Genomic DNA, 24,544 nt, shown 5'->3' with positions numbered 1-24,544 from the left:
CATTCAATGTTTGAAAAACTCTTCAGAAAGAAGTCTATATCCCGGATATTAGAAGATGCAGAAAAAGGCCATGGGGAGCATGGCGACTCCTTACAAAAAACATTAGGAGTAAGAGACCTTACTGCCTTTGGGATTGCCGCAATCATTGGCGCCGGTATCTTCAGTACCATTGGAAAAGCGAGTGCGGATGGAGGTCCGGCAGTAATATTTCTATTCATCTTTACTGCTATTGCCTGTAGTTTTGCCGCTTTCGCTTATGCGGAATTCGCTTCTATGGTGCCGGTTTCGGGTAGTGCTTATACGTATTCTTATGTCGCCTTTGGCGAATTAGTGGCCTGGATCATTGGCTGGTCGCTGATTATGGAGTACTCTATCGGGAACATTACCGTGGCCATTTCCTGGTCCGACTATTTTACTGGACTCCTCTCCTCCATAAACATTCCCGCCATAGGCCTCAAAGGGATTCATGTGCCTGATTGGGCCACCATGGACTACCTTTCTGCTTATAACGGTCATAAACACGCGGAAGCCCTGGTTAATGCCGGGAAAAGTTTCGCCAACCTTGATGAGGCTACTAAACTGGCCAATAATGCCTGGATTACCGCGCCGAAAATTGGCAATTTCCATATTGTAGCAGACATTCCGGCATTGGGGATTATTGTCCTCATTACCTGGCTGATCTACAGAGGGATGAAGGAATCCAGAAATGCAAGTAATGCGATGGTTGTGGTTAAACTGGCCGTAATTTTACTGGTACTGGCAGTAGGTGTTTTCTACGTAGATACAGCCAACTGGGACCCTTTTGCTCCTAATGGAGTATCGGGAGTACTTAAAGGAGTCTCCGCAGTATTCTTTGCCTATATCGGCTTTGATGCCATTTCTACAACAGCAGAAGAATGTAAAAACCCGCAACGTGACCTTCCAAGAGGTATGATGTGGGCGATTATCATCTGTACGATTTTATACGTTGCCATTGCCCTGGTGCTTACCGGTATTGTCAACTACAGCCTTTTAGCGGTTGGTGATCCACTTGCTTTTGTATTTGACCATATCAACCTCAAACTGATGAGCGGAATCATTGCCGTGAGTGCAGTATTTGCTATGGCCAGTGTGTTATTGGTTTTCCAAATGGGACAACCTAGAATCTGGATGAGCATGAGCCGTGATGGTTTATTGCCGAAAGCCTTTTCGAAGATACACCCTGTTTATAAAACACCTTCCTTTGCAACGATTGTAGTGGGCTTTGTTGTCGCCATTCCTTCTTTGTTCATGAACCTTACGATCGTAACAGATCTTTGCTCTATAGGTACGTTATTTGCGTTTGTGCTGGTTTGTGCAGGCGTATTGGTGCTCCAGAACAAGCCAAACATACAGCGTGGTAAATTTAAAACGCCTTATGTAAACTCTAAATACATTATCCCTGTTGTACTCATTGCTTCCTTAATTTATGGCTTTACAGCTTATAAGGATCAAACGAACGCGTTTATTTTCAATTCACCAAGGATTTATGAACCGGTTCATTTTATCACTTCTCTAAGCGGAACGGAACTGGAATCGGTAAAAGAAGAGATTAAAAATGGTCCTGTAAAAGTTGCTCCGGGAGAGACCCTGGATGCCGCAGCTTACCTGAGCGAATTATCTGAAGTACAATACCAACAGTTCATGGATCAATCGGCGGTGAGTGCAGAGAAGAAATATGAAGAAGGATGGTCGTTGTTTAAGCACAAGATCCCGATGTGGATTTTCTTTATCATTTGCCTGGTGATCACCTATTTCTGTATCACCAAAAACTTATCATTGATTCCTGTTTTAGGATTGATGAGCTGTTTATATATGATGTGTGAGCTTGGGATTTCCAACTGGATTGGTTTCGGAATCTGGCTGGCCATCGGTCTGGTCGTTTATTTCCTTTATGGTTACAGACATAGTAAACTGGGCAAAGAAAGCAAAGCGATTTCTTAATTCAGCTGATCAGTTTATTGAACAGGCTGCCTTTCCGGGCAGCCTGTTTTTTTTTGTGTTTTTTTTGCGTAACCGGCAGCATCATTAATTAATAGTTAACCGACAGTTAACCCCTGTTGTTCTCTTTTTTATCCCTGCTGCTCTTTTACTATCCTTTTGCTTTTGTTTTGCTTTCGCAATACCAGAGCAAAAGGATAGCAAAACAATAGCAAAACAATAGCAAAACAGATAGCGGATTTATCCCCCCTTTAAACAGTCGGAATCCGCGAGAAACCAGCCTGGATTTCTGGCCTCCAAAAAGAAAATCAGCAGAATTTCAACTGCGCTATTGTTGATTTCAACAAAACCTGCAAAGAAATAAATATTTCCTTTTATATTCTTTTATTTTTCTGTCAGGAGACTATGGACCAGACGTTTCAGCACCATACTATTTGGTTTACTCAATAATTGCGTGGTATTAGAAAATAATTCCCTACCTTAGTTATGGTATTAGTACCCAATAAATTGCCCTCCTATAATTATCCCTATAGTTGTTCGGTCGGAAGACCAACGCTAAAGGCTCCTCCCCGGAGCCTTTTTTTATTTCCCCTCTAGTCAACCGAAGATGAGCTATGCAAAGCATTTTAAATAAAAAAAGCTGCCCATAAATGAATATGAACAGCCTTTTCAGTATAAAAAAATCAGCTTATACCGGTAATCTCGTTAGTTCAATATCATCCGGCGTTACAAAGATCAAAGGAACTTTCTCCACATCTACATAACTGGAATCCAGTCCGAAACTTCGTTCTTCAGAAAGACTGAAGCGTTTCAGAATGAAGTAATAATCCATGACACTGCGCTCATAGAAGCTCAGTTTAGAGAATTTCGACAGGTGTTTTTCTAAAAGCACGAATCTAAAATCTCCTGCAATTTTATGTTTATTTAAAGAAGTGTACTGACTGGTAATGTCTACTTCGCCATTTTTCACCAGGTCTTCAATTACTTTTCTATAGAGTAGATTTACGCTTTGCTCTACCCTGAAACCGAGTTTAAAGTCGATACGGATCAGCTTCCCTGGAATCAGGAATTCTACTTTATATTCTCTTGTATACGGCTCATCCACCACATCTACGTGCACCAACCAATAGATATCGGCACGTTTTGGCTCTTTCTGAATGATCGAGTAAATGATTTTGGATTCAATTTCTGTTTTAAAGTTGGCACTGGTTAAATACACCAGCTGAGAAGAATATTTAGGAACAGATATATCTTCGCTCAGCTCAGAAATGATCTGGAAGTAATCTTCGATCTCGACATATTTAACGAATCTGTTTTTGATTTTTCTGGCTACATACCAGCTCCACATCACGGTAAACAAGGCAGAACCGATCAATACGGTCATCCAGCCACCATGGAAGAATTTGGCAAGGTTACCCACCAGGAAGGTAGATTCTAATACGCCATAAATCACTAAGAAGATCACAATCACGTAAACAGGCACTTTTTTACGCTTCATATAAGCGGCCACAAGAATGGTCGTGGATAAGAAGGTTAAGTTGATGGCAAGACCGTAAGCCCCCTCCATTGCTCCGGATTTCTTAAATATCAATACGATGGCCACACAACCCAGCCAAAGCAGCCAGTTGATGGAAGGCACATAGATTTGTCCTTTTTGATTACTTGGGTAATTGATCCTTACTTTAGGCCATAGGTTTAACCTTACAGCTTCAGAGATCAGTGTAAAGGAGCCGGTAATCATCGCCTGACTGGCAATCACCGCAGCTAAGGTAGCCAGGGCTACCATAAATAACAGGTATGCAGGAGGTACAATTTCAAAGAAAGGGTTTAGTTCCACCTCGTAATGAGGACGGTGTAATACCCATACCCCTTGTCCGAGGTAATTTAAGATCAACATTATTTTTACGAATACCCAACTGACCCTGATGTTGTTTTTTCCGCAATGCCCCATATCAGAATACAAAGCTTCTGCTCCGGTCGTACATAGGAAAACACCACCTAAAATGAGTAATGCTGCGGGGTTATCGATTAGCAAGACCACCGCATAATAAGGGTTCATAGCTTTTAGGATCGTAAAATCCTGAACTACAAAAAGCAGCCCCAATACACCTAATGCGCTGAACCACAAAAACATGACCGGTCCAAATAGTTTTCCAACGAGGTTTGTTCCAAATTGCTGGATGATAAAGAGTCCGGTAATAATCGCAATAACGATTGGGATGACAGGTACATTCGGGAATTTTAGTTGTAAACCCTCAATAGCGGTAGTTACCGTGATACTGGGGGTAATAATTCCATCGGCAAGCATCGCACAACCTCCGATTACGGCGGGTATGACGAGCCATTTGGCATTCTTCCGCACCAGGGAGTATAGCGAGAAAATTCCTCCCTCCCCTTTGTTATCTGCCTTAAGCGTGATCACAACATACTTAATCGTCGTTTGTAAGGTCAGTGTCCAAATGATACAGGATATCGCACCAAGCACCAACTCTGGAGTTACTGTCTGCCCTGCCCCTTTAACCGCTGTAAAAATCGCTTTTAAAGTATAGAGTGGCGAGGTTCCAATGTCTCCATATACAATACCTAAACTAATGAGTAACCCTCCGGCACTGAGCGCATTTAAATTTTTCTGATTCGACACCTTGTTATAATTATGCGGTAAAATTACAGTAAATAAACAAATTTACAATCCCATAATATTTAAGAAGCAGATTATGGTTAAAAAAGAGAAACACAAGAGAACGCCATTAGTTGTTAAATATTGTTAAATATTAAAATTTGAACAAAATCATTGATATTATTGTTTAATTATTTATATTTTTGGAACTATCCGAACATGAATATAAAACTACAAACTAAACTGCTCTTGAAGATTTCTTGCATTTTATGCCTGAGTGTTTTCTGCGGCTTAAATGTTTTAGCTCAGCGACCGGACAGTGCCATCTCCAATGTAAGGGCAAAAAAAATCTACAAGACCCCTCAAATTAAAGCCAGTGTCCCTACCTATAAGCCTAAATCTGCTTTCGGGTACATTCCGTATAATGATGTATTGGCGAATACGAAAGGTCCGACAGGTATCAAAGCCGATAAAATTCTTACTGTAGTTAAGGTTTATCCGAATCCGGTAACTGACCAGATCAACCTGATTTTGAAATTAGACCGCGAGTCTAACCTTTCTGTTAAAATCATGGACTTGTTAGGAAACGAAGTCGTTACCCTTGCTAATGAACGTGTTGCTGCCGGAGAACAAGTAAAAAGCTATACCATTCCCAACCGACTGAACAGTGGAATTTACTTCCTAAAGGTCGTTTCCGGATCTGAAACCATAGTAAAACGTATTTCCGTTTTATAATTCCCCCTATTCTTTAGTATTTTTGGGGAGGAAGAAACTTTCAGAGCCGAATCTTGTTAGTTCCATAATTATTAATCCCAAATCTGAAGATGAAGATCATTTGCATTGGCCGCAACTACGCTGCGCATGCCAAAGAATTAAACAACCCTATCCCGGGGATTCCGGTTATATTTCTAAAACCGGATACTGCTGCCTTAAGAGAAAATAAACCTTTTTACATTCCTGAGTTTTCTTCCGACATTCATTATGAACTGGAAGTGGTGTTGAAAATCTGTAGGGAAGGAAAGCATATCGCTGAAAAATTTGCAGGTAACTATTTCGAAGAAGTTAGTTTGGGAATTGATTTTACAGCAAGGGACATCCAGACGCTACATAAAGAAAAAGGCTTGCCATGGGAATTGGCCAAAGCATTTGACCATAGTGCTGCCGTAGGGACCTTTGTTCCAAAAGCGCAACTCAGCGACCTGCACAAACTTCCTTTTGAACTTCAGATCAATGGAAAGCCGCGTCAGCAAGGGAATACTCAGGATATGATCTTTTCATTTGAATACCTGATCTCTTTTATATCTCAATATTTTACCCTGAAAAAAGGAGACCTGATTTTCACAGGTACACCGGAAGGTGTGGGACAAGTACACGAGGGTGATAAACTGGAAGCCTGGATGGATGGTCAGCAATTGTTAAATTTTGAAATAAAATAGTTTAGATGATTAAAGCAAACTTCTTACTGCTGACTCTGGTACTTTGCAGTTTTATAGCCGATGCACAGCAGGTTTTTAGTAATCAGAAATATCCACTGGTAGATTTCAGGTCTCCCCTGGACATTGTACCTCCGGCATTGGCCGGTTCTTTTGGAGAACTCAGAGCTAATCATTTTCACTCAGGAATGGATTTTCGCACCAATCAGCGGGAAGGATATCCGGTATATGCTATTGCCGATGGCTACGTTTCCCGTTTAAGGGTACAAAACAGTGGCTTCGGACTGGCGGTTTACCTGACTCATCCTAACGGTTACACTTCAGTATACGGACACTTATCACGCTTTAATCCTAAAATCGGACAACAGGTAAAAACATTACAGTATCTAAGGAAATCTTATGAGATCGACGATTTCCCTGCGACCACGTTAATTCCTGTTCGCAAAGGGGATGTTATCGCTTATACGGGCAATACAGGCAGCTCTGGTGGCCCTCATTTACATTTTGAGATCAGGGATTCCAAAACAGAAGCCACCATTAACCCGCAATTATTTGGTTTTGAGATTCCGGACAATATTCCGCCAGTCATCTATTCAATGTATGTATACCGCTTAAATCAGAAACCTTTTAATGAACTGACGCCAAAGCAATACTTTCAGGTAATTGGTGGCGCAGGAAACTATAAGCTGAATCAGGTAAATACGATTAACTTAGGCGGAGAAGTTGGATTTGGCGTCATTAGTACAGATAAACACAATGGTGCTTCGGGTACAAACGGCGTTTATTCTATTGAACTGGAACTGGACGGCAAAGTAGTTTTCACTTCTTCCCTGGAGCGGTTCAAATTTGAAAACAGCAAAGCGATCAATTCTCATATCGATTACCCCTCTTTCATCAATACCAGAAAAAGTATTCAAAAGAGTTTTGTAGATCCCGGCAATCCATTGGGCATTTACAGTAATCTTGTCAATAACGGCCGGATAAATTTTAATGATGGCAAACTGCATCAGTTAAAGTACACCATCACCGATGGAAAAGGAAACAAAAGTGTATTGCCATTTAAAGTACAGGCAGACGAGAAAGCGGTGCTGAAAACACCTGAGCAAACGCCGGGGATCGCTTATGCATATGGCAATGTGAATGAATTTAACAATGCGGAAGTAAAGGTGATTTTACCTAAAGGGACTTTATATAACGACCTGAACTTTCAATATAAAACTTTCCCTAAACCTGCCGGCAATGCTTTTTCTGCCATTCATCAGATTCACAATACCCTGACGCCCCTACATCTGGGCTTTGAACTTTGGATTAAGGCTGACAGCAGTCTTGAAAAGTACAAAGAGAAGGCTTTGATCGTTAATAAAGGTGGCGGTAGTCAGGGTGGTGCTTTTGACAATGGCTATGTAAAGGCTAACCCAAGGAATTTTGGCAGCTTCTACATTGCCATAGATACCATTCCTCCTACCCTTACTCCACTAAACATCAGCGATGGCAAGAACATGGCAGGGATCAGTAAGATGTCCTTTAAATTAAGGGATAACCTTTCCGGCTTAAAAAGCTTTAACGGTTATGTGGATGGCAAATGGATTTTGATGGAATTCGACAGCAAAACCGCCAGTCTGTGGCATACTTTTGATGGTAGCATTGCACCCGGGAAACATATCCTGGAAGTGATTGTTACTGATATGAAAGGCAACAACAGAAATTATTCAATCACGTTTTATAAATAGCATTATGAGTGAATTAACAGCAGGTCAGAACGCACCTGATTTTACCGCAAACGATCAGGATGGAAATACAGTTTCCCTAAACCAGTTTAAAGGAAAAAAGGTAGTGCTTTATTTCTATCCAAAAGACAATACTCCGGGTTGTACTACGGAGGCCTGCGATTTCAGAGACAATTACCAGGGTTTGGTGGCTAAAGGGATTGTAGTATTGGGCGTAAGTGTTGATGATGAGCAATCTCACCAGAAATTTGCCAGTAAATACGATTTGCCTTTTACCCTGATTGCTGATACGGACAAAAAGATCGTGGAAGCTTATGGTGTTTGGGGAGAGAAAAATATGTACGGTAAAAAGTATATGGGTACCAACAGAAAAACATTCCTGATTGATGAGCATGGCGTAATTACGCATATCATTGCTAAGGTAGACACCAAAAATGCTACTTCCCAGGTATTGGAATTACTAAACGCATCAGCCTAAAATACGAAAAGCCAGATTTAGTGTTTGTTCAGGGTAACGATGCCGGATCTGGCTTTTTCAATGATAATCTCTATCTTTTGATACAATTCTGAAGCGTTGAAAGGTTTAGAAATGTAATCGTTCATTCCGATACTGACACATTTTTCCAGCTCTCCTTTTATGGTATGGGCAGTCATCGCTACAATTGGAATCTCCCCTCTTTCGCCTCCCATCTTTCTGATGATCCGCGTGGTTTCATAACCATCCAGCTCCGGCATTTGTAAGTCCATCAGAATAATATCAAATGACTGCTTTTCATAGGCTTCCAATGCAATACGGCCGTTGCCCGCTACTGTAATCTCATAGCCCTGATTTTCCAGTACTTTAATCACCAGTAACTGGTTGATCGGATTGTCTTCAACAATCAATACTTTAATCCCTTTACCATTTTGTATCACTGGCTGTTGAAGCCTGCACCTCGTTTTCAGCATTTCTGCTTTAACCTCATCCGTTACTTTCCCGAAATCCATGGTAAAATAAAAATCAGAACCTTCGCCCACAACACTCTCCAGGGCGACTTCTCCCCCCTGTAATTCTACCAGTCGCTTTGCAATACTCAGTCCCAGCCCTGTTCCGGCATACCTTCTGGAGGTATCACTAGTGACCTGTTCAAAGAAATCAAATACGGATTGCTGTTTGTTCATTGGTATCCCTATCCCGGTATCATGCACTTTAAAGGCGATAGAAATCTGGTCTTCCTGCTCAGTGATCAGTTTTAAGGAGATTTTCACTTTACCTTTCTCGGTAAATTTAATGGCATTGGAAGTCAGGTTTAACAAGATCTGGCCTAGGCGAAGGGCATCACCGCTCAATACTTCCGGCAAGGTATCCGGAATCTCATAGCTAAAATCAAGGTCTTTACATTTTGCCCCATGCTCCATCATCCTATATATGGAGTGTACAGTATCTTTTAAGGCGAAAGGAAGGTTCTGGAAATTGATATCTCCGGCTTCCAGTCTTGAAAAGTCAAGGATATCATTGAGGATGGCCATTAACTGATCGGCTGATTTAATGATCATCTGAAGGGATTCATGGTGGTCTTCATCAATCAGAGACTCTTCCAGCAACTTGGCGAACCCCATAATGCCATTCATCGGGGTACGAATTTCATGGCTGATATTGACCAGGAATATTTGCTTTGCTTTTTCGGAAGATTCCCGGATTTCCTGCTCTTTAATCAGCTCCTGCGCTAAACGGCTTAATTCTTTGTTTTTAAATTCCAGCATCTGATGGAGCTTATCAAGGCCCGGTGATTGTTCCTCAGTTTTACGAACTTTATTAGGTTTCAAGGCATTTTTTACCTGGCGGATCAGGACATAGCATAAGAGCAGGATGGTGATACCCGAAGCAATCGAAAACCAGGCACGGAATTGTTGGTTATCCGTGGAAAGGATCACCCAATAACTGATGGCCAGGCAAAACAAAATCAGGGACAATAAAAGATACAATGTCCTCAAAACAGGAAGACCATTCACCCTCTCTTTAAAGGTAGAAATATCCATACACAAAAATTAAGTTTAAGCCCCCCCGCCAAACTATAAGAACAAAAATACTGATTTACGCAGTATTACCTTTTCACATCAAGTATTCATTTTGTTCAGTATTAACAAGATACTAACCGAATTTGGAAAATCAAAGCAAAAAAAACAAGAAAGGAATTAATCGGGCTTCGTTTCAGGAAAACAGGTCCTTAAACAAAAAAGGAGAAACTTTCGCTTCTCCTTTTTTTGTTGCTGCTGTTTGCACAGCTATATTTTTGCTACTATCCTTTAGTACGAACTTTGTGACCCAACACGGCGAAATACCAGATGTATAGGTAACAAGGTAATACACTAATAAAGAATGCCAACTGGAAATCCATGTGCAAATAATCTTTCAGGTAACCGTAGATCAATGGCCAGATTGCACCACCCGCGATACCCATAACCATAATGGCTGATCCGGTTTTAGTGAATTTACCAAGGCCTTTAATACCCAGCGGGAAGATTGCCGGCCACATTAGTGAATTCGCCAATCCTAATAACCCTACGAAAATAACGGAAGTATAACCATGTGTTAAATAAGAAGCACATACAAAAATCACCCCTAATATCGCGCAGATTTTTAAAGCAAACTGTTGAGTGATATATTTAGGAATCACAATAATACCGATCACATAACCTACCAGCATACTTCCTAAAGTAAGGGTGGTAAAGTATTTCGTAATGTCAGCACTGATACCTAATGATTTTCCATATACGCCAATGATATCACCGGCCATTACCTCTGCAGCCACATAAACGAAGATACAGAAAGCACCAAGGAACAAGTGTGGGAATTGGAAAATTGAGGTTTTAGCCACTTTTACTTCTCCGGCATTTAACTCACCTGCTAATACTTCATCTTCCTTATCTACATCAACTTCCGGCAGGTTTGTAAATTTAATGAATACTGCAAAAAGCGTGAATAGGATCGCCAATACAATATAAGGTGTATGTACACGTCCCAATACTTCTTCTAATAACACTTCACGTTCTGCAAACGTGGTGGCTACATCATTGATTTTAGTCTCAATGGCACTTGCATTTTTAAGGAAGATCGTACCCATGATTATTGGTACAATCACTCCGGCAAATTTATTACATAATCCCATGATACTCATGCGTTTTGCCGCACTTTCTATTGGACCAATAATGCTGATATAAGGGTTAGAAGCCGTTTGCAATAGCGAAAGGGCTGCTCCCTGAATAAAAATACCGGTTAAAAACAGACCAAAACTTCTGGAATCTGCTGCAGGAATAAAAATTAGAGATCCGAATGCTAAAATAAGCAAGCCGATGATGATTCCGTTTTTAAATCCTAATTTCTTTAAGATCCATGAAGAAGGCAGTGCCAGGAAGAAATAAGCAATGTAAGATGCGAAGGTTACCAAAAAGGCTTCAAAGTCTGTTTTAAGTCCGCAGGCTATTTTTAGAAAGGGGATTAAAGTACTATTGGCCCAGGTTACAAAGCCAAAAATGAAGAATAAAGCCCCGATGGTTACAATGGGAGAAATTACTGATTTTTGTGTTTGGTTTGTCATGATTTAATTTGAGTATTTTTTGTTGTCAACTTTTTGAAGTTTGGTTAGTATTTTTATCAAAATCGAATATAAAAGTTCCTAAAAATATAGAATTCTACGGAATATCAAGCTTATATTGAAAAATCGACAGAAAAATAAAGCAAAAATGAGGTAATAGTTGATTTTTCTACCTTTCTACTGAACTTTAGCTTAAGATGTTACGTCCAAAGTATTTTTAATTACATTTGTCATATTAATCAACAACCCCAATTAATGAAACATACAATCAATGAATTAGAAGATATCGCTTCTCAAGTAAGAAGAGATATTGTTAGAATGGTGCACGGTTGCCAATCAGGCCACCCCGGAGGATCATTAGGATGTGCAGACTTTATGACTGCATTGTATTTTGAGGTCATGAACCACACTACTGATTTTAAAATGGATGGAATAGGAGAAGATATATTCTTCCTTTCTAACGGACATATTTCACCGGTTTTCTATAGTGCCCTTGCAAGATCAGGATACTTTGAAGTGAGTGAACTGGCTACTTTCAGAAAATTAAATTCAAGATTACAAGGACACCCAACTACGCATGAGCACCTTCCAGGTATCAGAATTGCTTCCGGATCTTTGGGTCAGGGCATGTCTGTTGCAATTGGGGCTGCACAAGCAAAGAAATTAAACAAAGATAACTCCACTGTTTACGTGTTACTTGGGGATGGAGAATTACAGGAAGGCCAGAATTGGGAAGCCATCATGTATGCACCTCACAATAAGGTTGACAATTTGATCGCTTCCATTGATTATAATGGACAACAAATTGACGGTCCTACAGAAAAAGTACTTTCATTAGAGAGTTTACAGGCTAAATTCGAAGCTTTCGGATGGCATGTCATTACTTCTAACGGTAATGATATGACTGATATCGTTAAAGCTTTACATTACGCTAAAACGTTAACTGGTAAAGGCAAACCGATTTTAAACTTAATGAGTACCATCATGGGTAATGGTGTAGATTTCATGATGGGATCACACAAATGGCATGGTATTGCTCCGAATGATGAGCAACTTGCCGCAGCATTAGCACAATTACCTTCTACCCTAAAAGACTATTAAGCATGAAAAAGTATACATATACTGAAAAGAAAGATACCCGTTCTGGTTTCGGAGCAGGATTACTTGAAGCAGGACAGAAAAACCCGGAAGTAGTTGCACTTTGTGCGGATTTGGTAGGTTCTTTGAAAATGGATGCCTTTATTAAGGAATTTCCAGAGCGCTTTTTCCAGATTGGTATTGCCGAAGCAAATATGATCGGTATTGCTGCTGGTTTAACCATCGGTGGAAAGGTTCCTTTCACAGGAACTTTCGCTAACTTCTCTACAGGAAGGGTTTATGACCAGATCAGACAGTCTGTTGCTTATTCTAATAAAAACGTAAAAATCTGTGCTTCTCATGCTGGTTTAACACTAGGTGAAGATGGGGCTACCCACCAGATTTTAGAAGATATAGGTTTGATGAAAATGCTTCCGGGCATGACCGTTATCAATACTTGTGATTATAACCAGACTAAAGCAGCAACCATCGCCATTGCAGAATTTGAAGGCCCTGTTTACCTACGTTTCGGCAGACCGGTAATCCCTGTATTTACTGATCCTGATCAGAAATTTGAAATTGGTAAAGCATGGATGGTAAACGAAGGTACTGATGTGACTATCGTTGCTACCGGACACATGGTTTGGAAAGCGATTGAAGCTGGTGAGCAATTGGCAGAAATGGGAATTGATGCAGAAATCATCAATATTCACACCATTAAACCTTTAGATGAAGCAGCAATTCTAAAATCGTTGAAGAAAACAGGTTGTGTTGTTACTTGTGAAGAACACAATAAATTTGGTGGTCTGGGAGAAAGTGTAGCGAGATTATTGTCTACAGAACTTCCTTTACCTCAGGAATTTGTAGCTGTAAACGATAGCTTCGGTGAAAGCGGTACTCCTGATCAGTTGATGACGAAGTACGGTCTGGATACGATCAATATCGTTGAAGCTGTTCAAAAAGTTATGAAAAGAGCCAATAAATAAGCCGCTAACGGCGTTTTAATATATCTGTCCATATTTAACAGATTAAATATAATAAATGAAGCAGGTTGAAGATTCAGAAATTTTAGAGAAATTCTCCAGCAAGGAGACTCGCCATGAAGCCTTTAACCTGCTTCTTCAAAAATACCAGCAAAAGATCTACTGGCATATCCGCCGGCTGGTGATCGACCATGATGACACGGACGACCTCGTTCAGGAAGTTTTCGTGAAAGTCTGGAAAAATCTGGAGAAGTTCCGCAGCGATTCCAAATTGTACACCTGGATTTATCGCATCGCCACTAATGAGTCTATTACTTTCCTGAATAAAAAGAAACAGCGTAACAATACGCCATTGGATGAAGTTTCTGAAGAGCTTGCCGAAAGTCTGGTCGCCTCCTCTTATTTCAACGGGGATAAAATCCAGATGAAGCTGCAACAGGCTTTGCTGACTTTACCGGAGAAACAACGCCTGATTTTTAACATGAAGTATTTTGACGACCTTAAATATGAGGAGATTTCGGAGATTACAGGAACCAGTGTAGGTGCCTTAAAAGCCTCTTTTCATATCGCCGTAAAAAAAGTTGAAACTTTTATGCTAAATGAGGACATTACCTTTTAAACCTTTTGCCCTGAAATGTATCAATATAAGTACAATGGAAAATGATTTAGAAAATAGCGAATGGATGAACGAAGCCCCCCACCTGGCAGGGCTGAGCGTGAAACATCCTTTTTCTATTCCAGAAGGGTATTTTGAAGGATTACCAGGCGATATTAAGGAAGCGATATTTTTGGATGACTTGAAAACAAGCAGTCCGGAATCGGGTTTTAATATGCCGGAAGGTTACTTCGAATCACTTTCTGCAAAGATCCGGGCGGAAGTGGTCGGTTATACCGTACCACAAGATTATTTCCAGCAATTACAGGATAAGATTACAGCAAAGACCAGTAATGAAAAAGCTGCAAAAATCTTCCGTTTATGGCATTCCAAAGCATTAAAATATGCTTCCGCAGCATGTTTTGTTTTGGTGAGTGCATTGGGTGTGTATTTTTATCAAAATACGGCGTCGCCACAAGCACTTTCTGCTGATGCAGCAACCGAGCAAATGCTTTTTGATATTGATGAAAACACCATTATAGAACATATTCAAGCCAATAGTCTAACCCAGGAAAATCCTTTGGTGGCAGAAGCTGATTTAGAAAACTATATCCTCAGCAACTACAGCCAAAATGAAATTGCCTCAGATTTATAATTCTTGTCTTTGTTGATTGCTTGTTAAAAAATAAAAAAACACCCCGATGAAAAATATAGTTGTTGCCGCATTTCTTTTTATGTTACCATTCCTTGCTTCCGCACAAAAAACGGCAGAAAGGTCTGCTGAAATTGAGTCATTAAGGATTAGCTATTTAACACAGAAGCTTGATCTTTCCGAAGATGAGGCGAAGATTTTCTGGCCGATATACAATGAGTTCCAGAAAGAACAGGCTGCGCTGCGTAAGGAAAGATCACAAAATATGATCAGCTTTAAAAAGATTCCGGAAATCGATAACCTATCTGATACGGAGATTCAAGCCCTGATTGTGAACGAACTGAACTTCAAACAAAGGGACTTGTCAATTGAGAAAAAGTATTACTACAAATTGAAATCCAGTCTGCCAATCAAAACTGTTGGAAAATATTACCGCGCTCAGGAGAGTTTTAAAAGAGAACTCCTGTCGAGATACAGAAATGGAAGGCCTGAGCGGAATTAATTTGTATTTTTGTGTATGCTTACACAACGTCAATTATTCCTTCAACATAACGCCCAAACTACACAAGAGCCACTTCTTTTAGAATTCACTAAAGCCAGCGGTATGTATCTTTATGATACTACAGGCAAGAAATTCCTGGATTTAATTGCCGGGATTGGTGTGAGTAATGTTGGCCATTGTCACCCTGCCGTAGTTAATGCGGTAAAGGAACAAGTGGAAAACTACATGCACATTATGGTGTATGGTGAATTTGTTCAGAGTCCGCAGGTAAACTTTGCTAAAGCCTTAGCAGATGTGCTTCCAGCTCATTTGAACTGTACTTATTTCGTTAACTCCGGTGCGGAAGCAGTAGAAGGTGCCATGAAACTGGCCAAAAGATTTACCGGTCGCTCTGAAATTATTGCCTGCTATAATTCTTACCATGGCAGTACTCAGGGCGCCTTAAGCCTGATGGGCAATGAAGAATTTAAACAAGCCTACAGACCACTTCTTCCCGATATCAACTTTATCAATTATAATGTTTTACCAGATCTGGACCTGATTACGGAGCGCACTGCGGCTGTATTTATGGAAACCGTACAAGGTGAAGCGGGTATCAGAATTGCGGATAAAGCCTATTTTGAGGCCTTAAGAGCTAAATGTACCGCTACAGGTACCTTATTGGTACTGGATGAGATCCAATGCGGCTTCGGACGTACCGGAAAGATGTTTGGTTTTGAACATTTTGGGATTACTCCTGATATTCTTTTATTAGCTAAAGGTATAGGTGGCGGTATGCCAATCGGTGCGTTTATCAGTTCTACAGAGATCATGAGGTCTTTGACAACAAATCCTATCTTAGGACACATCACTACCTTCGGCGGTCACCCGGTGAGCTGTGCAGCAGGTTTAGCTACGCTACAAACCATCCAAAAGGAGAACATCGTGGATGGTGTTGAAGAAAAAGGTGAGTTGTTTAAAAAACTATTGGTTCACCCTGCCATTAAAGAGGTGCGTGGAAAAGGTTTGATGATGGCTATTGAATTTGAAAGTTTTGAGATCAATAAGAAAATCATTGACGCCTGTATCGTGGATGGTGTGATCAGCGATTGGTTCCTGCATTGCAGCAATTCTATGCGCGTTGCCCCACCGTTAATTATTACGGAGGCGGAAATTGAATACGCCTGCGAAGTAATTCTAAAAAATGTAACTGCGGTACTTGCTTCAGCTTAACTCATTTTTTGTCTTTTAATCAGCCAGGCCTCCAATACAGGTTGAAATCCAGCAGCAATATCGACATCGATCATGTCGATTTTGTATTGGCTGCATTTTAACTGGATGGCCTGCCTGTATTCACTCATTCTGGCTAAATAATCTGTTTTCAGGTTCGCCGTATGCGCCTTAATGCTAACTCCCGTTTCCATATCGACAAACTCATAAGGACGGTTTTCAAACTCAAAATCTACTTCCCTTGATTTGTCCGTTACATTGAAAATCACGACCTCATGTTTATTGAATTTCAGGTGTTGAAGTGCAGAGAACAAAGTTTCCAGGTGGTCTCCCCCTTGATCGTTGTTCAGCATATCACTAAAAATCACTACCAATGAGCGCTTATGAATAAGTTCTGCTATCTGATGTAAGGCTTGCGCCACATTGGTCTGCACATTCATCGCTGCTGTATTTAAGGCCTGGTCCAAATGACTAAACAGGTATTTTTGATGTGCAGTGGTCGATTTGGCAGGTGTATTTAAGATCAGATGGTCGGAAAACAAGCTGAGTCCAAAAGCATCTCTTTGTCTTTTCAATAAATAGATCAGAGCCGCAGTGGCTTGTATAGAAAAGTTAAGTTTATTATACTCCCCGGAAGGGAAATACATGGAGGAAGAAACATCTACAATAAATTGACACCTCAGGTTGGTTTCTTCTTCGAAGCGTTTGCTGAATAGCTTATCTGTTTTTGCAAAGAGCTTCCAGTCGATATTTTTTACGCTATCCCCTACATTATACAAGCGGTGTTCTGCAAATTCCACAGAAAAACCGTGAAAAGGGCTTTTGTGGAGACCAGTTATAAAGCCTTCTACGACTTGTTTGGCTAATAATTCAAGATTGCCATGGAAAGAGATTGCTTGCTCATCGATTGGATACTGCATAGGGTAAATATAAAAAAAGCGTTCATAAATTTATGAACGCTTTTCTAACTAGTATATGTTGAGTTAATTACAACTGTGCATCTAATTTTTGTGCCAATACTGATTTTGGAACAGCACCAACTTGTTTATCTACTACTTCACCGTTTTTGAAAAACAATAACGCAGGAATGTTACGGATACCGAACTGAGTAGAGATTTGAGGGTTGTTGTCCACATTAACTTTACCTACGATCGCTTTTCCTTCGTATTCTTTCGAGATTTCGTCTACCACTGGTCCTACCATGCGACATGGACCACACCATTCTGCCCAAAAATCAACCAAAACGGGTTTATCTGATTTTAATACAACTTCCTCGAAGTTTGCATCTGTAATTTCCAAAGCCATAATTCTTATTTTTAATTAGTTTTTTATTGTATCGTCTATTTGTTTGAATCGGCAAATTTAACCTTTAAATCCAAACTCCATGCAAAGATATAATCAATTGTAGTGCCATCACCTTACCAGTGCCAAAATGACATTAGTTCAACTTAGGATTTACGTTTAACGCAGTTAATTGTTCTAAAAAATCATTATTAGGATTAATCTTCAATGATTTGGAAGGCAGTTTTACATTCACATTCTGCTCTCTATCGTAAACATCGAATAATAACTGACAGTTCTGGTGGTCCGTACTTGCTTTATTCTCTTCAAGAATGGCATTGATCTTTAACATAAAATCATCTGTAATCTTTTCAATAGGCACTTGAATGGTCACGCTCTTCGCCAGTTTATCCCGTAATTCGGAAAGTAAATGGATGGAAGTAATCTTGAACTCCCAGTCTCCTTCTTTCCGGAAACGCTCTCCTACCCTTCCTCGTATTTGTAAGAAGTATCCATCGGTAAGGAACTGTTTAAATTTGATGAAGTCATCACCAAACAGGGCAAGTTCACAGGTATCTTCATAATCTTCGAATACGATGGTACCGAAAGGCTTCCCGGTTTTGGTCATCCTTTGCGCAGAGATCACCACTAATCCACCCACTACGAGCTCTTTATTTTTGATGCCTTCAAACTCCGCCAGTACTTCTTCCGTGGAATCACCTGTTCTGATTTTATTCACTACAGAAAGATGTCTGACCTTATGCTGACAAAATTCTTTGAGTTCTAGTTTGTAGTTATCGAGCGGGTGACCACTTAAAAAGATTCCGATGGCGTCTTTTTCGAATTTTAACCTGTCGATCAGCGTCCATTCCGGAGATACCGGTAAACTAGGTTCGTAGACCATTTCGGAGGCCGATCCACCAAATAAAGAAGATTGTGCAGAAGATTCGTTGTTCTGAAAATCATTGGCAAACTTGATCATCTTCTCTATACCGTTCATCTTGTCGTTAATACCGACAAAGAAATACTGCGCTCTATGGTAGCCGAAACCATCAAAAGCACCACTATAGACAAAACTTTCGTAGGCTTTTTTGTTTACGGTACGGGTATTGGAACGCTTGGCAAAGTCGTACACGCTTTTGTACTGACCACTTTCATTGCGTTCTATAATAATACTTTCTACCGCTTTCTCTCCTACTCCTTTAATCCCTGAAAGGCCGAAACGTACCTGTCCGCTGGTATTTACCGAAAATTTAGTACCCGACTCGTTCACATCCGGTCCCAGTACAGAAACACCCATCTGCTTACATTCTTCCATAAAGAAGGCCACTTGCTTGATGTCACTCATGTTGTTGGAAAGTACCGCAGCCATATATTCTGCCGGGTAATGTGCTTTTAAATAAGCAGTCTGATAAGCAATCCAGGCATAACAGGTAGAGTGAGATTTGTTGAAGGCGTAAGAAGCAAATGCTTCCCAATCTTTCCATATCTTCTCTAATACTGTAGGATCATGTCCTTTTTCTGCGGCCTGAGCCACAAACTTAGGCTTCATTTTATCCAGTACATCTTTTTGTTTCTTACCCATCGCCTTACGTAAAACGTCGGCCTCACCTTTGGTAAATCCGGCAAGTTTCTGGGAAAGTAGCATCACCTGCTCCTGGTACACGGTAATTCCGTAAGTTTCTTTTAAATATTCTTCACAGGCATCAAGGTCGTATTTGATTTCTTCCTCTCCGTTTTTCCTGCGTACAAAGCTTGGAATATATTCCAGAGGTCCCGGACGATAAAGCGCGTTCATGGCAATTAAATCTCCGAAAACGGTTGGCTTTAACTCTTTCATGTACTTCTGCATCCCGTTAGACTCGTACTGGAAAATTCCGATGGTTTCCCCGCGTTGGAACAGCTCATAAGTTTTCGCATCATCAATCGGGAAACTATCCGGATCAAGGTCTATCTTATGTCTGAATTTAACCAATTTCACGGTATCCTTAATCAGGGTCAATGTTTTTAACCCTAAGAAGTCCATTTTCAACAAACCAGCACTTTCTACTACGGAGTTGTCGAATTGGGTCACATACAGATCCGAATCTTTGGCGGTGGCTACCGGTACAAAGTTGGTAATGTCGCTTGGTGTGATGATGACCCCGCAGGCATGGATACCTGTATTTCTTAAGGAACCTTCAAGAATTTGCGCCTGTTCCAGCGTTTTTGCACCTAAATCATTGGCTCCTGCCAAAGACTTCAGCTCTAAAACTTTTTCATATTCATCTGCGCGAAGTGCCCCTTTAAGGGCCTTCTCATCCAGCGTAAATATTTTAGCCAGCTTCATATTAGGAATCAGCTTCGCGATTTTCTCTGCCTCATAAAGTGGCAAATCCAATACCCTTGCCGTATCCTTAACGGAAGATTTAGCCGCCATGGTACCATAGGTGATGATCTGTGCCACCTGGTTGGAACCATATTTATTGATTACATAATCCATTACCCTTCCACGGCCCTCGTCATCAAAATCGATGTCGATATCGGGCATGGAAACACGATCCGGATTCAGGAAACGCTCAAATAGTAAGTCGTATTTAATGGGGTCAATATTGGTAATCCACAAACAGTAGGCTACTGCTGATCCTGCCGCAGACCCCCTTCCAGGGCCTACAGATACATCTAGTTCTCTGGCCCTGGCAATAAAATCCTGAACAATCAGGAAGTATCCCGGATAACCGGTTTTTTCAATCGTCTGTAATTCAAAGTCCAGACGTTCGGCAATGTCGTCCGTAATTATTCCGTAACGTTTTTTCGCCCCTTCATAGGTCAGGTGGCGTAAATATTTGTTTTCCCCTCTTTTACCACCATCTTCTTCATCCTCTTTGACCAGGAATTCTTCCGAAATATCGAACTTAGGTAAAAGGACTTCACGGGCAAGTTTGTAGATTTCAATTTTATCTACAATTTCCTGTATGTTGATAATCGCCTCTGGCAAATCGGCGAAAAGGTTTTTCATTTCTTCAGGAGTTTTGAAATAATACTCCTGATTTGGTAAGCCAAAACGGTATCCCCTACCACGCCCGATAGGTGTAGCCTGTTTCTCCCCGTCTTTTACACATAATAAAATATCGTGGGCATTGGCATCTCTTTTATTAATATAATAGGTATTGTTGGTGGCAATCAGCTTTACTTCGTGTTTTTTAGCCAGGGCAATTAAAGAGACATTGACAATGTCTTCATCTTCCTGGTTATGACGCATCACTTCAATATAGAAATCTTCACCAAATTGCGATTTCCACCATAACAATGCTTCTTCTGCTTGTTTTTCACCTAGATTCAGCAACTTGCTGGAAATCTCTCCATATAAGTTACCCGACAAGACGATGATGTCTTCTTTATATTGTTCTATAACCGCCTTATCGATACGAGGGATATAGTAAAATCCTTTAGTATAAGCGATGGAAGACATTTTTGCCAGGTTATGGTAACCCTTTTTGTTCTTCGCCAACAAGACTACCTGGTATCCGTCGTCTTTTCTTTTCTTATCTAAATGGTCATCGCAGACAAAGAATTCGCAACCTACAATTGGCTTTATGATCACCTCATCAGGTGTTTCTCCTTTTTCTATAGCTTCATTGTTCCTGGCTTCCACACCTTTATTGTGGTTCAGGATCTGCGCCACAAAATGGAAAGCACCCATCATATTCGCATGATCGGTCATCGCTACTGCCGGCATTTTATGTGCTGCTGTAGCTTTAATCAAGGAAGGAATATTGATCGTGGACTGAAGTACCGAAAACTGCGTATGGTTATGTAAATGCGCAAAGGAAATACTGGCCAGCTCCTGTTTGTTCTCTTCCAGTGTCTTTTTAGATACTTTTGGAGCTTCAGTTTTTTGCAGACGTTTCCTGATTTCCTCAGAAGCTGATTTTAGGTTGACATGGTTTAAACCTATTCTTTCTACTGTCCCTGGATTTTTCTCTTTAAAAGCTGGTATATAGTTGGCATCCGCATGCAATTGCTCCAGCGAAAACACCTCCATCTTGATCAGCTGCAAAAAGCAACGCGTGGTTGCTTCCACATCTGCCGTGGCATTGTGGGCTTCTGAGAAAGGAGTACCGAAAAGGTACTGGTGTAATTCTGTAAGTGTTGGCAGTTTAAATTTACCTCCACGACCACCAGGAATGCGCAATAACTCTGCGGTTACCTCGGTACAGGTATCCAGCACCGGCATGGTACTCATTGGACTTTCTACGCCTGAACGGTGAAACTCACAGCCCATGATGTTGACATCAAAGCCTACATTTTGTCCGACAACAAATTTGGATTTTGACAGGGCTATATTAAATTTCTCTAATACTTCTGCCAGAGGAATGCCTTGTTCGGCCGCCAGTTCTGTCGAAATACCGTGGATTCGCTCTGCATCATAAGGGATATTGAAACCTTCCGGTTTTACCAGGTAATCCTGATGCTCGATCAGATTTCCAAGCGCATCATGTAACTGCCATGCTATCTGGATACATCTAGGCCAATTATCCGTATCGGTAATCGGCGCATTCCAATTGCGTGGCAATCCCGTTGTTTCGGTATCAAAAATCAAATACATAGCTGGGTAATTAGAAAATCGTCTTTTTAGAAATCAATATGATTGATCAAAAATACGGAAATTTCCATTCTTCCAGTAATTGAAGGACTGAATTTTTACACAGAAGGGCGGTAATCTTTACACAGATTGGACTGCGGGAATCGGGCCGGAAGATTTGTGTTCCTGAGAAACCAGCTTACTGGTATCGTAACCCTTTTTCTGACAGCGGTCTATAATTTCTGCGAGCAACGTGTCGGGAATATTAGGCTTTCTCGCCATAATAAAGAGGTATTTGAATTTCGGATGGCCAACCACCACATAGGAGTAATCCTCAGCCAGTTCGATCACCCAGTAATCTACTTTTACCGGCCAGATAAATTCTGCTTTAAACCGGGCATTTCTACTGCCACGAACTACAAAAAGTTTAGATCTGAAATACTTTTGTTTATCCTCGCCCTGTACTTTATAACCGGTAAAAACAGCATAATAACCATCCGGATGGATCACGTACGTCTCCACAATCTGGCGCCAGTGCTTGTCAATGAAAGTGGGTATCGAATATAATGAGTACCACTTCCCTGCATACGACATGATATCAACTTTTTCTACGGGCACATTATCCATAATAGGGTTCATTAGTTTAGGACTATTAAGCAAATGTAAATTCTTTATCATAAAACCAGCAAGGTTGAAGAAAGTTTTAAAAAGCGTTTTTAAAACTGCCCAAAATTTATAACTTCGGCAGGAAGGCTAGCCTTATCTGGTTTGCTTTAATAAATAATTATATTGTAAATTACTTTATCAATGCGCTTTTAAAAACAATAGATTTAACCCCTGTAAACAGGCTGCAAGCTTGTTACTCTTAAAATAAAATTAGATTCATTATGAAAATAACGGTTGTAGGTGCCGGCGCTGTAGGCGCCACTTGTGCAGATAATATTGCCAGAAAAGAATTAGCAGAAGAGCTTGTTTTATTAGACATCAAAGAAGGTTTTGCCGAAGGTAAGGCAATTGATATGATGCAAACGGCCACTCTATTGGGCTTTGATACAAAAATAAAAGGGGTTACCAATGATTATAGTCAGACCGCAGGTTCTGCTGTAGCAGTGATTACTTCCGGATTGCCACGTAAACCAGGGATGACCCGGGAGGAACTTATCGGAATCAATGCCGGCATCGTTAAAGGGGTTGCAGAAAATATTCTTAAGTATTCTCCGGACGCGATCATTATCGTGATCAGCAATCCAATGGATACCATGACTTATCTGGCCTTAAAATCTCTGGGATTACCTAAAAACAGAATTATCGGTATGGGGGGAACTTTAGATAGCGCCCGCTTCAAATATTATTTAAGTGTAGCCCTAAACTGCAATTCCAATGACCTTCAAGGCTTTGTAATTGGAGGCCATGGAGATACCACCATGATTCCATTAACGCGTTATGCTACTTACCAGAGTTTACCGGTAACTGAGTTGCTGGATAAAGCTACATTAGATAAGGTTGCCGCAGATACGATGGTTGGTGGTGCTACTTTAACTGGTCTGCTGGGTACTTCTGCCTGGTATGCTCCGGGAGCAGCAGGTGCTGCTTTGGTAGAAAGCATTGTGCGTGATGAAAAGAAATTATTTACCTGCTGTGTAGCACTTGATGGCGAATACGGACAAAAGGACATCTGTTTAGGTGTTCCGGTAATTGTTGGCCGCAATGGCTGGGAAAAGGTAATCGATTATAAATTGAATGAAGAGGAACAAGCTTCCTTTAATAAAAGTGCTGATGCCGTTCGCGCCATGAACAGCGTTTTACACGATATGCAACTAGTATAAAATTAATGAGAACGATTACTGTTCCTTTAACCTTAATAAATCTACAAGACGACGGTTTCCACCTTTTGGTGGAAATTGTTGTTTTTGGGAAGAAATCTTTTGTAGTTTTAGATACCGGAGCCTCCCGGTCCGTGTTTGACATGACCCTGATCAAAAACAATATTTCAGAATTGGAATATGGTGAGGAAACTCATGCTACTACCTTGTTTGCAACTTCAAGCACCATTCAGGCCACCATACCTAAAATTAAGATGGGCAGATTAGTCATTCATGATTATGAAACCGTAGCATTGGATCTGGAAAGTGTAAACCAGGCTTACGATCAAATGGGACATCCTATGATTGCCGGTATTATTGGCAGCGATATCCTCTTAAAATATGAGGCCGTCATCAATTACAAAAAACTTAAGCTATTCTTATATAGCAACTAAGCATTGAAATATACTCCTAAATAACGGTTATGTATTGAAATACTACCCTAAACAGTGGGAATGTATTCAGTTTAGTAAACAGCAAAGGAGGTACCTTGTGGGCACCTCCTTTG

20 protein-coding genes are annotated in these 24,544 nt (G+C 40.6%); 13 read left to right on the top strand and 7 right to left on the bottom strand.

Features of this window, described 5'->3' with window-relative positions:
• Positions 1-6: 6 nt before the first annotated feature.
• Positions 7-1,962 (top strand): amino acid permease, encoded by a 1,956-nt coding sequence (locus OQX61_RS06630; protein WP_265840852.1) that lies wholly within the window; start codon positions 7-9, stop codon positions 1,960-1,962.
• A gap of 685 nt (positions 1,963-2,647) precedes the next feature.
• Here the strand turns inward: OQX61_RS06630 and OQX61_RS06625 are convergent.
• Positions 2,648-4,600, bottom strand: a complete 1,953-nt coding sequence (locus tag OQX61_RS06625; protein WP_265840851.1) for a KUP/HAK/KT family potassium transporter — start codon at positions 4,598-4,600, stop codon at positions 2,648-2,650.
• Between the two features lie 195 nt (positions 4,601-4,795).
• On the opposite strand from OQX61_RS06625, the gene OQX61_RS06620 reads away from it, so the two are divergent.
• From OQX61_RS06620 to bcp, 4 genes are all read left to right on the top strand, one after another.
• Positions 4,796-5,311 (top strand): T9SS type A sorting domain-containing protein, encoded by a 516-nt coding sequence (locus tag OQX61_RS06620; protein ID WP_265840850.1) that lies wholly within the window; start codon positions 4,796-4,798, stop codon positions 5,309-5,311.
• An 89-nt stretch (positions 5,312-5,400) separates the two neighbouring features.
• Positions 5,401-6,012, top strand: a complete 612-nt coding sequence (locus tag OQX61_RS06615) for a fumarylacetoacetate hydrolase family protein (RefSeq protein WP_265840849.1) — start codon at positions 5,401-5,403, stop codon at positions 6,010-6,012.
• A gap of 5 nt (positions 6,013-6,017) precedes the next feature.
• Positions 6,018-7,739, top strand: a complete 1,722-nt coding sequence (locus tag OQX61_RS06610; RefSeq protein ID WP_265840848.1) for a M23 family metallopeptidase — start codon at positions 6,018-6,020, stop codon at positions 7,737-7,739.
• Positions 7,740-7,743: 4 nt separating this feature from the next.
• Positions 7,744-8,214 carry a thioredoxin-dependent thiol peroxidase gene (bcp, locus tag OQX61_RS06605; protein ID WP_265840847.1) on the top strand — a complete coding sequence of 157 codons (471 nt, stop codon included), beginning with the start codon at positions 7,744-7,746 and terminating at the stop codon, positions 8,212-8,214.
• Positions 8,215-8,231: 17 nt separating this feature from the next.
• On the opposite strand, the gene OQX61_RS06600 is transcribed toward bcp, so the two are convergent.
• Entirely contained in the window at positions 8,232-9,755 is a 1,524-nt protein-coding gene (locus OQX61_RS06600) for a response regulator (protein ID WP_265840846.1), read from the bottom strand.
• 260 nt (positions 9,756-10,015) lie between these two features.
• Positions 10,016-11,314, bottom strand: a complete 1,299-nt coding sequence (locus OQX61_RS06595; protein WP_265840845.1) for a sugar MFS transporter — start codon at positions 11,312-11,314, stop codon at positions 10,016-10,018.
• 231 nt (positions 11,315-11,545) lie between these two features.
• Here OQX61_RS06595 and OQX61_RS06590 point away from each other — a divergent pair, with 231 nt between their 5' ends.
• The 6 genes from OQX61_RS06590 to OQX61_RS06565 are packed head-to-tail and all read left to right on the top strand — an operon-like array spanning position 11,546 to position 16,332.
• Complete coding sequence (locus OQX61_RS06590; RefSeq protein WP_265840963.1) at positions 11,546-12,412, top strand: transketolase; 867 nt, start codon at positions 11,546-11,548, stop codon at positions 12,410-12,412.
• A gap of 2 nt (positions 12,413-12,414) precedes the next feature.
• The gene (locus tag OQX61_RS06585) at positions 12,415-13,374 is read left to right on the top strand and encodes a transketolase family protein (RefSeq protein ID WP_265840844.1); all 960 of its coding nucleotides are present in this window, start codon (positions 12,415-12,417) and stop codon (positions 13,372-13,374) included.
• Between the two features lie 55 nt (positions 13,375-13,429).
• Entirely contained in the window at positions 13,430-13,990 is a 561-nt protein-coding gene (locus OQX61_RS06580; RefSeq protein WP_265840843.1) for a sigma-70 family RNA polymerase sigma factor, read from the top strand.
• A gap of 34 nt (positions 13,991-14,024) precedes the next feature.
• Positions 14,025-14,621 carry a hypothetical protein gene (locus OQX61_RS06575; protein ID WP_265840842.1) on the top strand — a complete coding sequence of 199 codons (597 nt, stop codon included), beginning with the start codon at positions 14,025-14,027 and terminating at the stop codon, positions 14,619-14,621.
• 46 nt (positions 14,622-14,667) lie between these two features.
• Positions 14,668-15,120, top strand: a complete 453-nt coding sequence (locus OQX61_RS06570; RefSeq protein WP_265840841.1) for a hypothetical protein — start codon at positions 14,668-14,670, stop codon at positions 15,118-15,120.
• A 15-nt stretch (positions 15,121-15,135) separates the two neighbouring features.
• Positions 15,136-16,332 (top strand): aspartate aminotransferase family protein, encoded by a 1,197-nt coding sequence (locus OQX61_RS06565; protein ID WP_265840840.1) that lies wholly within the window; start codon positions 15,136-15,138, stop codon positions 16,330-16,332.
• Here OQX61_RS06565 and OQX61_RS06560 read toward each other — a convergent pair.
• The 4 genes from OQX61_RS06560 to OQX61_RS06545 all read right to left on the bottom strand — a co-directional run bounded on the left by OQX61_RS06560 (position 16,329) and on the right by OQX61_RS06545 (position 22,852).
• Positions 16,329-17,249: a DUF58 domain-containing protein gene (locus OQX61_RS06560; protein ID WP_265840839.1), complete on the bottom strand. Its 921-nt coding sequence runs from the start codon at positions 17,247-17,249 to the stop codon at positions 16,329-16,331. The genes OQX61_RS06565 and OQX61_RS06560 overlap by 4 nt on opposite strands.
• Positions 17,250-17,316: 67 nt before the next feature.
• Positions 17,317-17,634, bottom strand: coding sequence for a thioredoxin (trxA, locus tag OQX61_RS06555; protein ID WP_062550270.1), 318 nt, complete (start codon positions 17,632-17,634; stop codon positions 17,317-17,319).
• 133 nt (positions 17,635-17,767) lie between these two features.
• The gene (gene dnaE / locus OQX61_RS06550) at positions 17,768-22,198 is read right to left on the bottom strand and encodes a DNA polymerase III subunit alpha (RefSeq protein ID WP_265840838.1); all 4,431 of its coding nucleotides are present in this window, start codon (positions 22,196-22,198) and stop codon (positions 17,768-17,770) included.
• Between the two features lie 117 nt (positions 22,199-22,315).
• Complete coding sequence (locus OQX61_RS06545) at positions 22,316-22,852, bottom strand: lipocalin family protein (protein ID WP_265840837.1); 537 nt, start codon at positions 22,850-22,852, stop codon at positions 22,316-22,318.
• Positions 22,853-23,061: 209 nt separating this feature from the next.
• Here OQX61_RS06545 and mdh point away from each other — a divergent pair, with 209 nt between their 5' ends.
• Together mdh and OQX61_RS06535 are read left to right on the top strand one after the other, a co-directional pair.
• Complete coding sequence (mdh, locus tag OQX61_RS06540; protein ID WP_265840836.1) at positions 23,062-24,000, top strand: malate dehydrogenase; 939 nt, start codon at positions 23,062-23,064, stop codon at positions 23,998-24,000.
• 5 nt (positions 24,001-24,005) lie between these two features.
• Complete coding sequence (locus OQX61_RS06535; RefSeq protein WP_265840835.1) at positions 24,006-24,431, top strand: aspartyl protease family protein; 426 nt, start codon at positions 24,006-24,008, stop codon at positions 24,429-24,431.
• Positions 24,432-24,544 lie beyond the last annotated feature (113 nt).

The sequence above is a fragment of the Pedobacter sp. PLR genome (assembly GCF_026239675.1).
Classification (GTDB): Bacteria; Bacteroidota; Bacteroidia; order Sphingobacteriales; family Sphingobacteriaceae; genus Pedobacter.
This window is presented reverse-complemented; position numbering and strand designations above follow the sequence as displayed.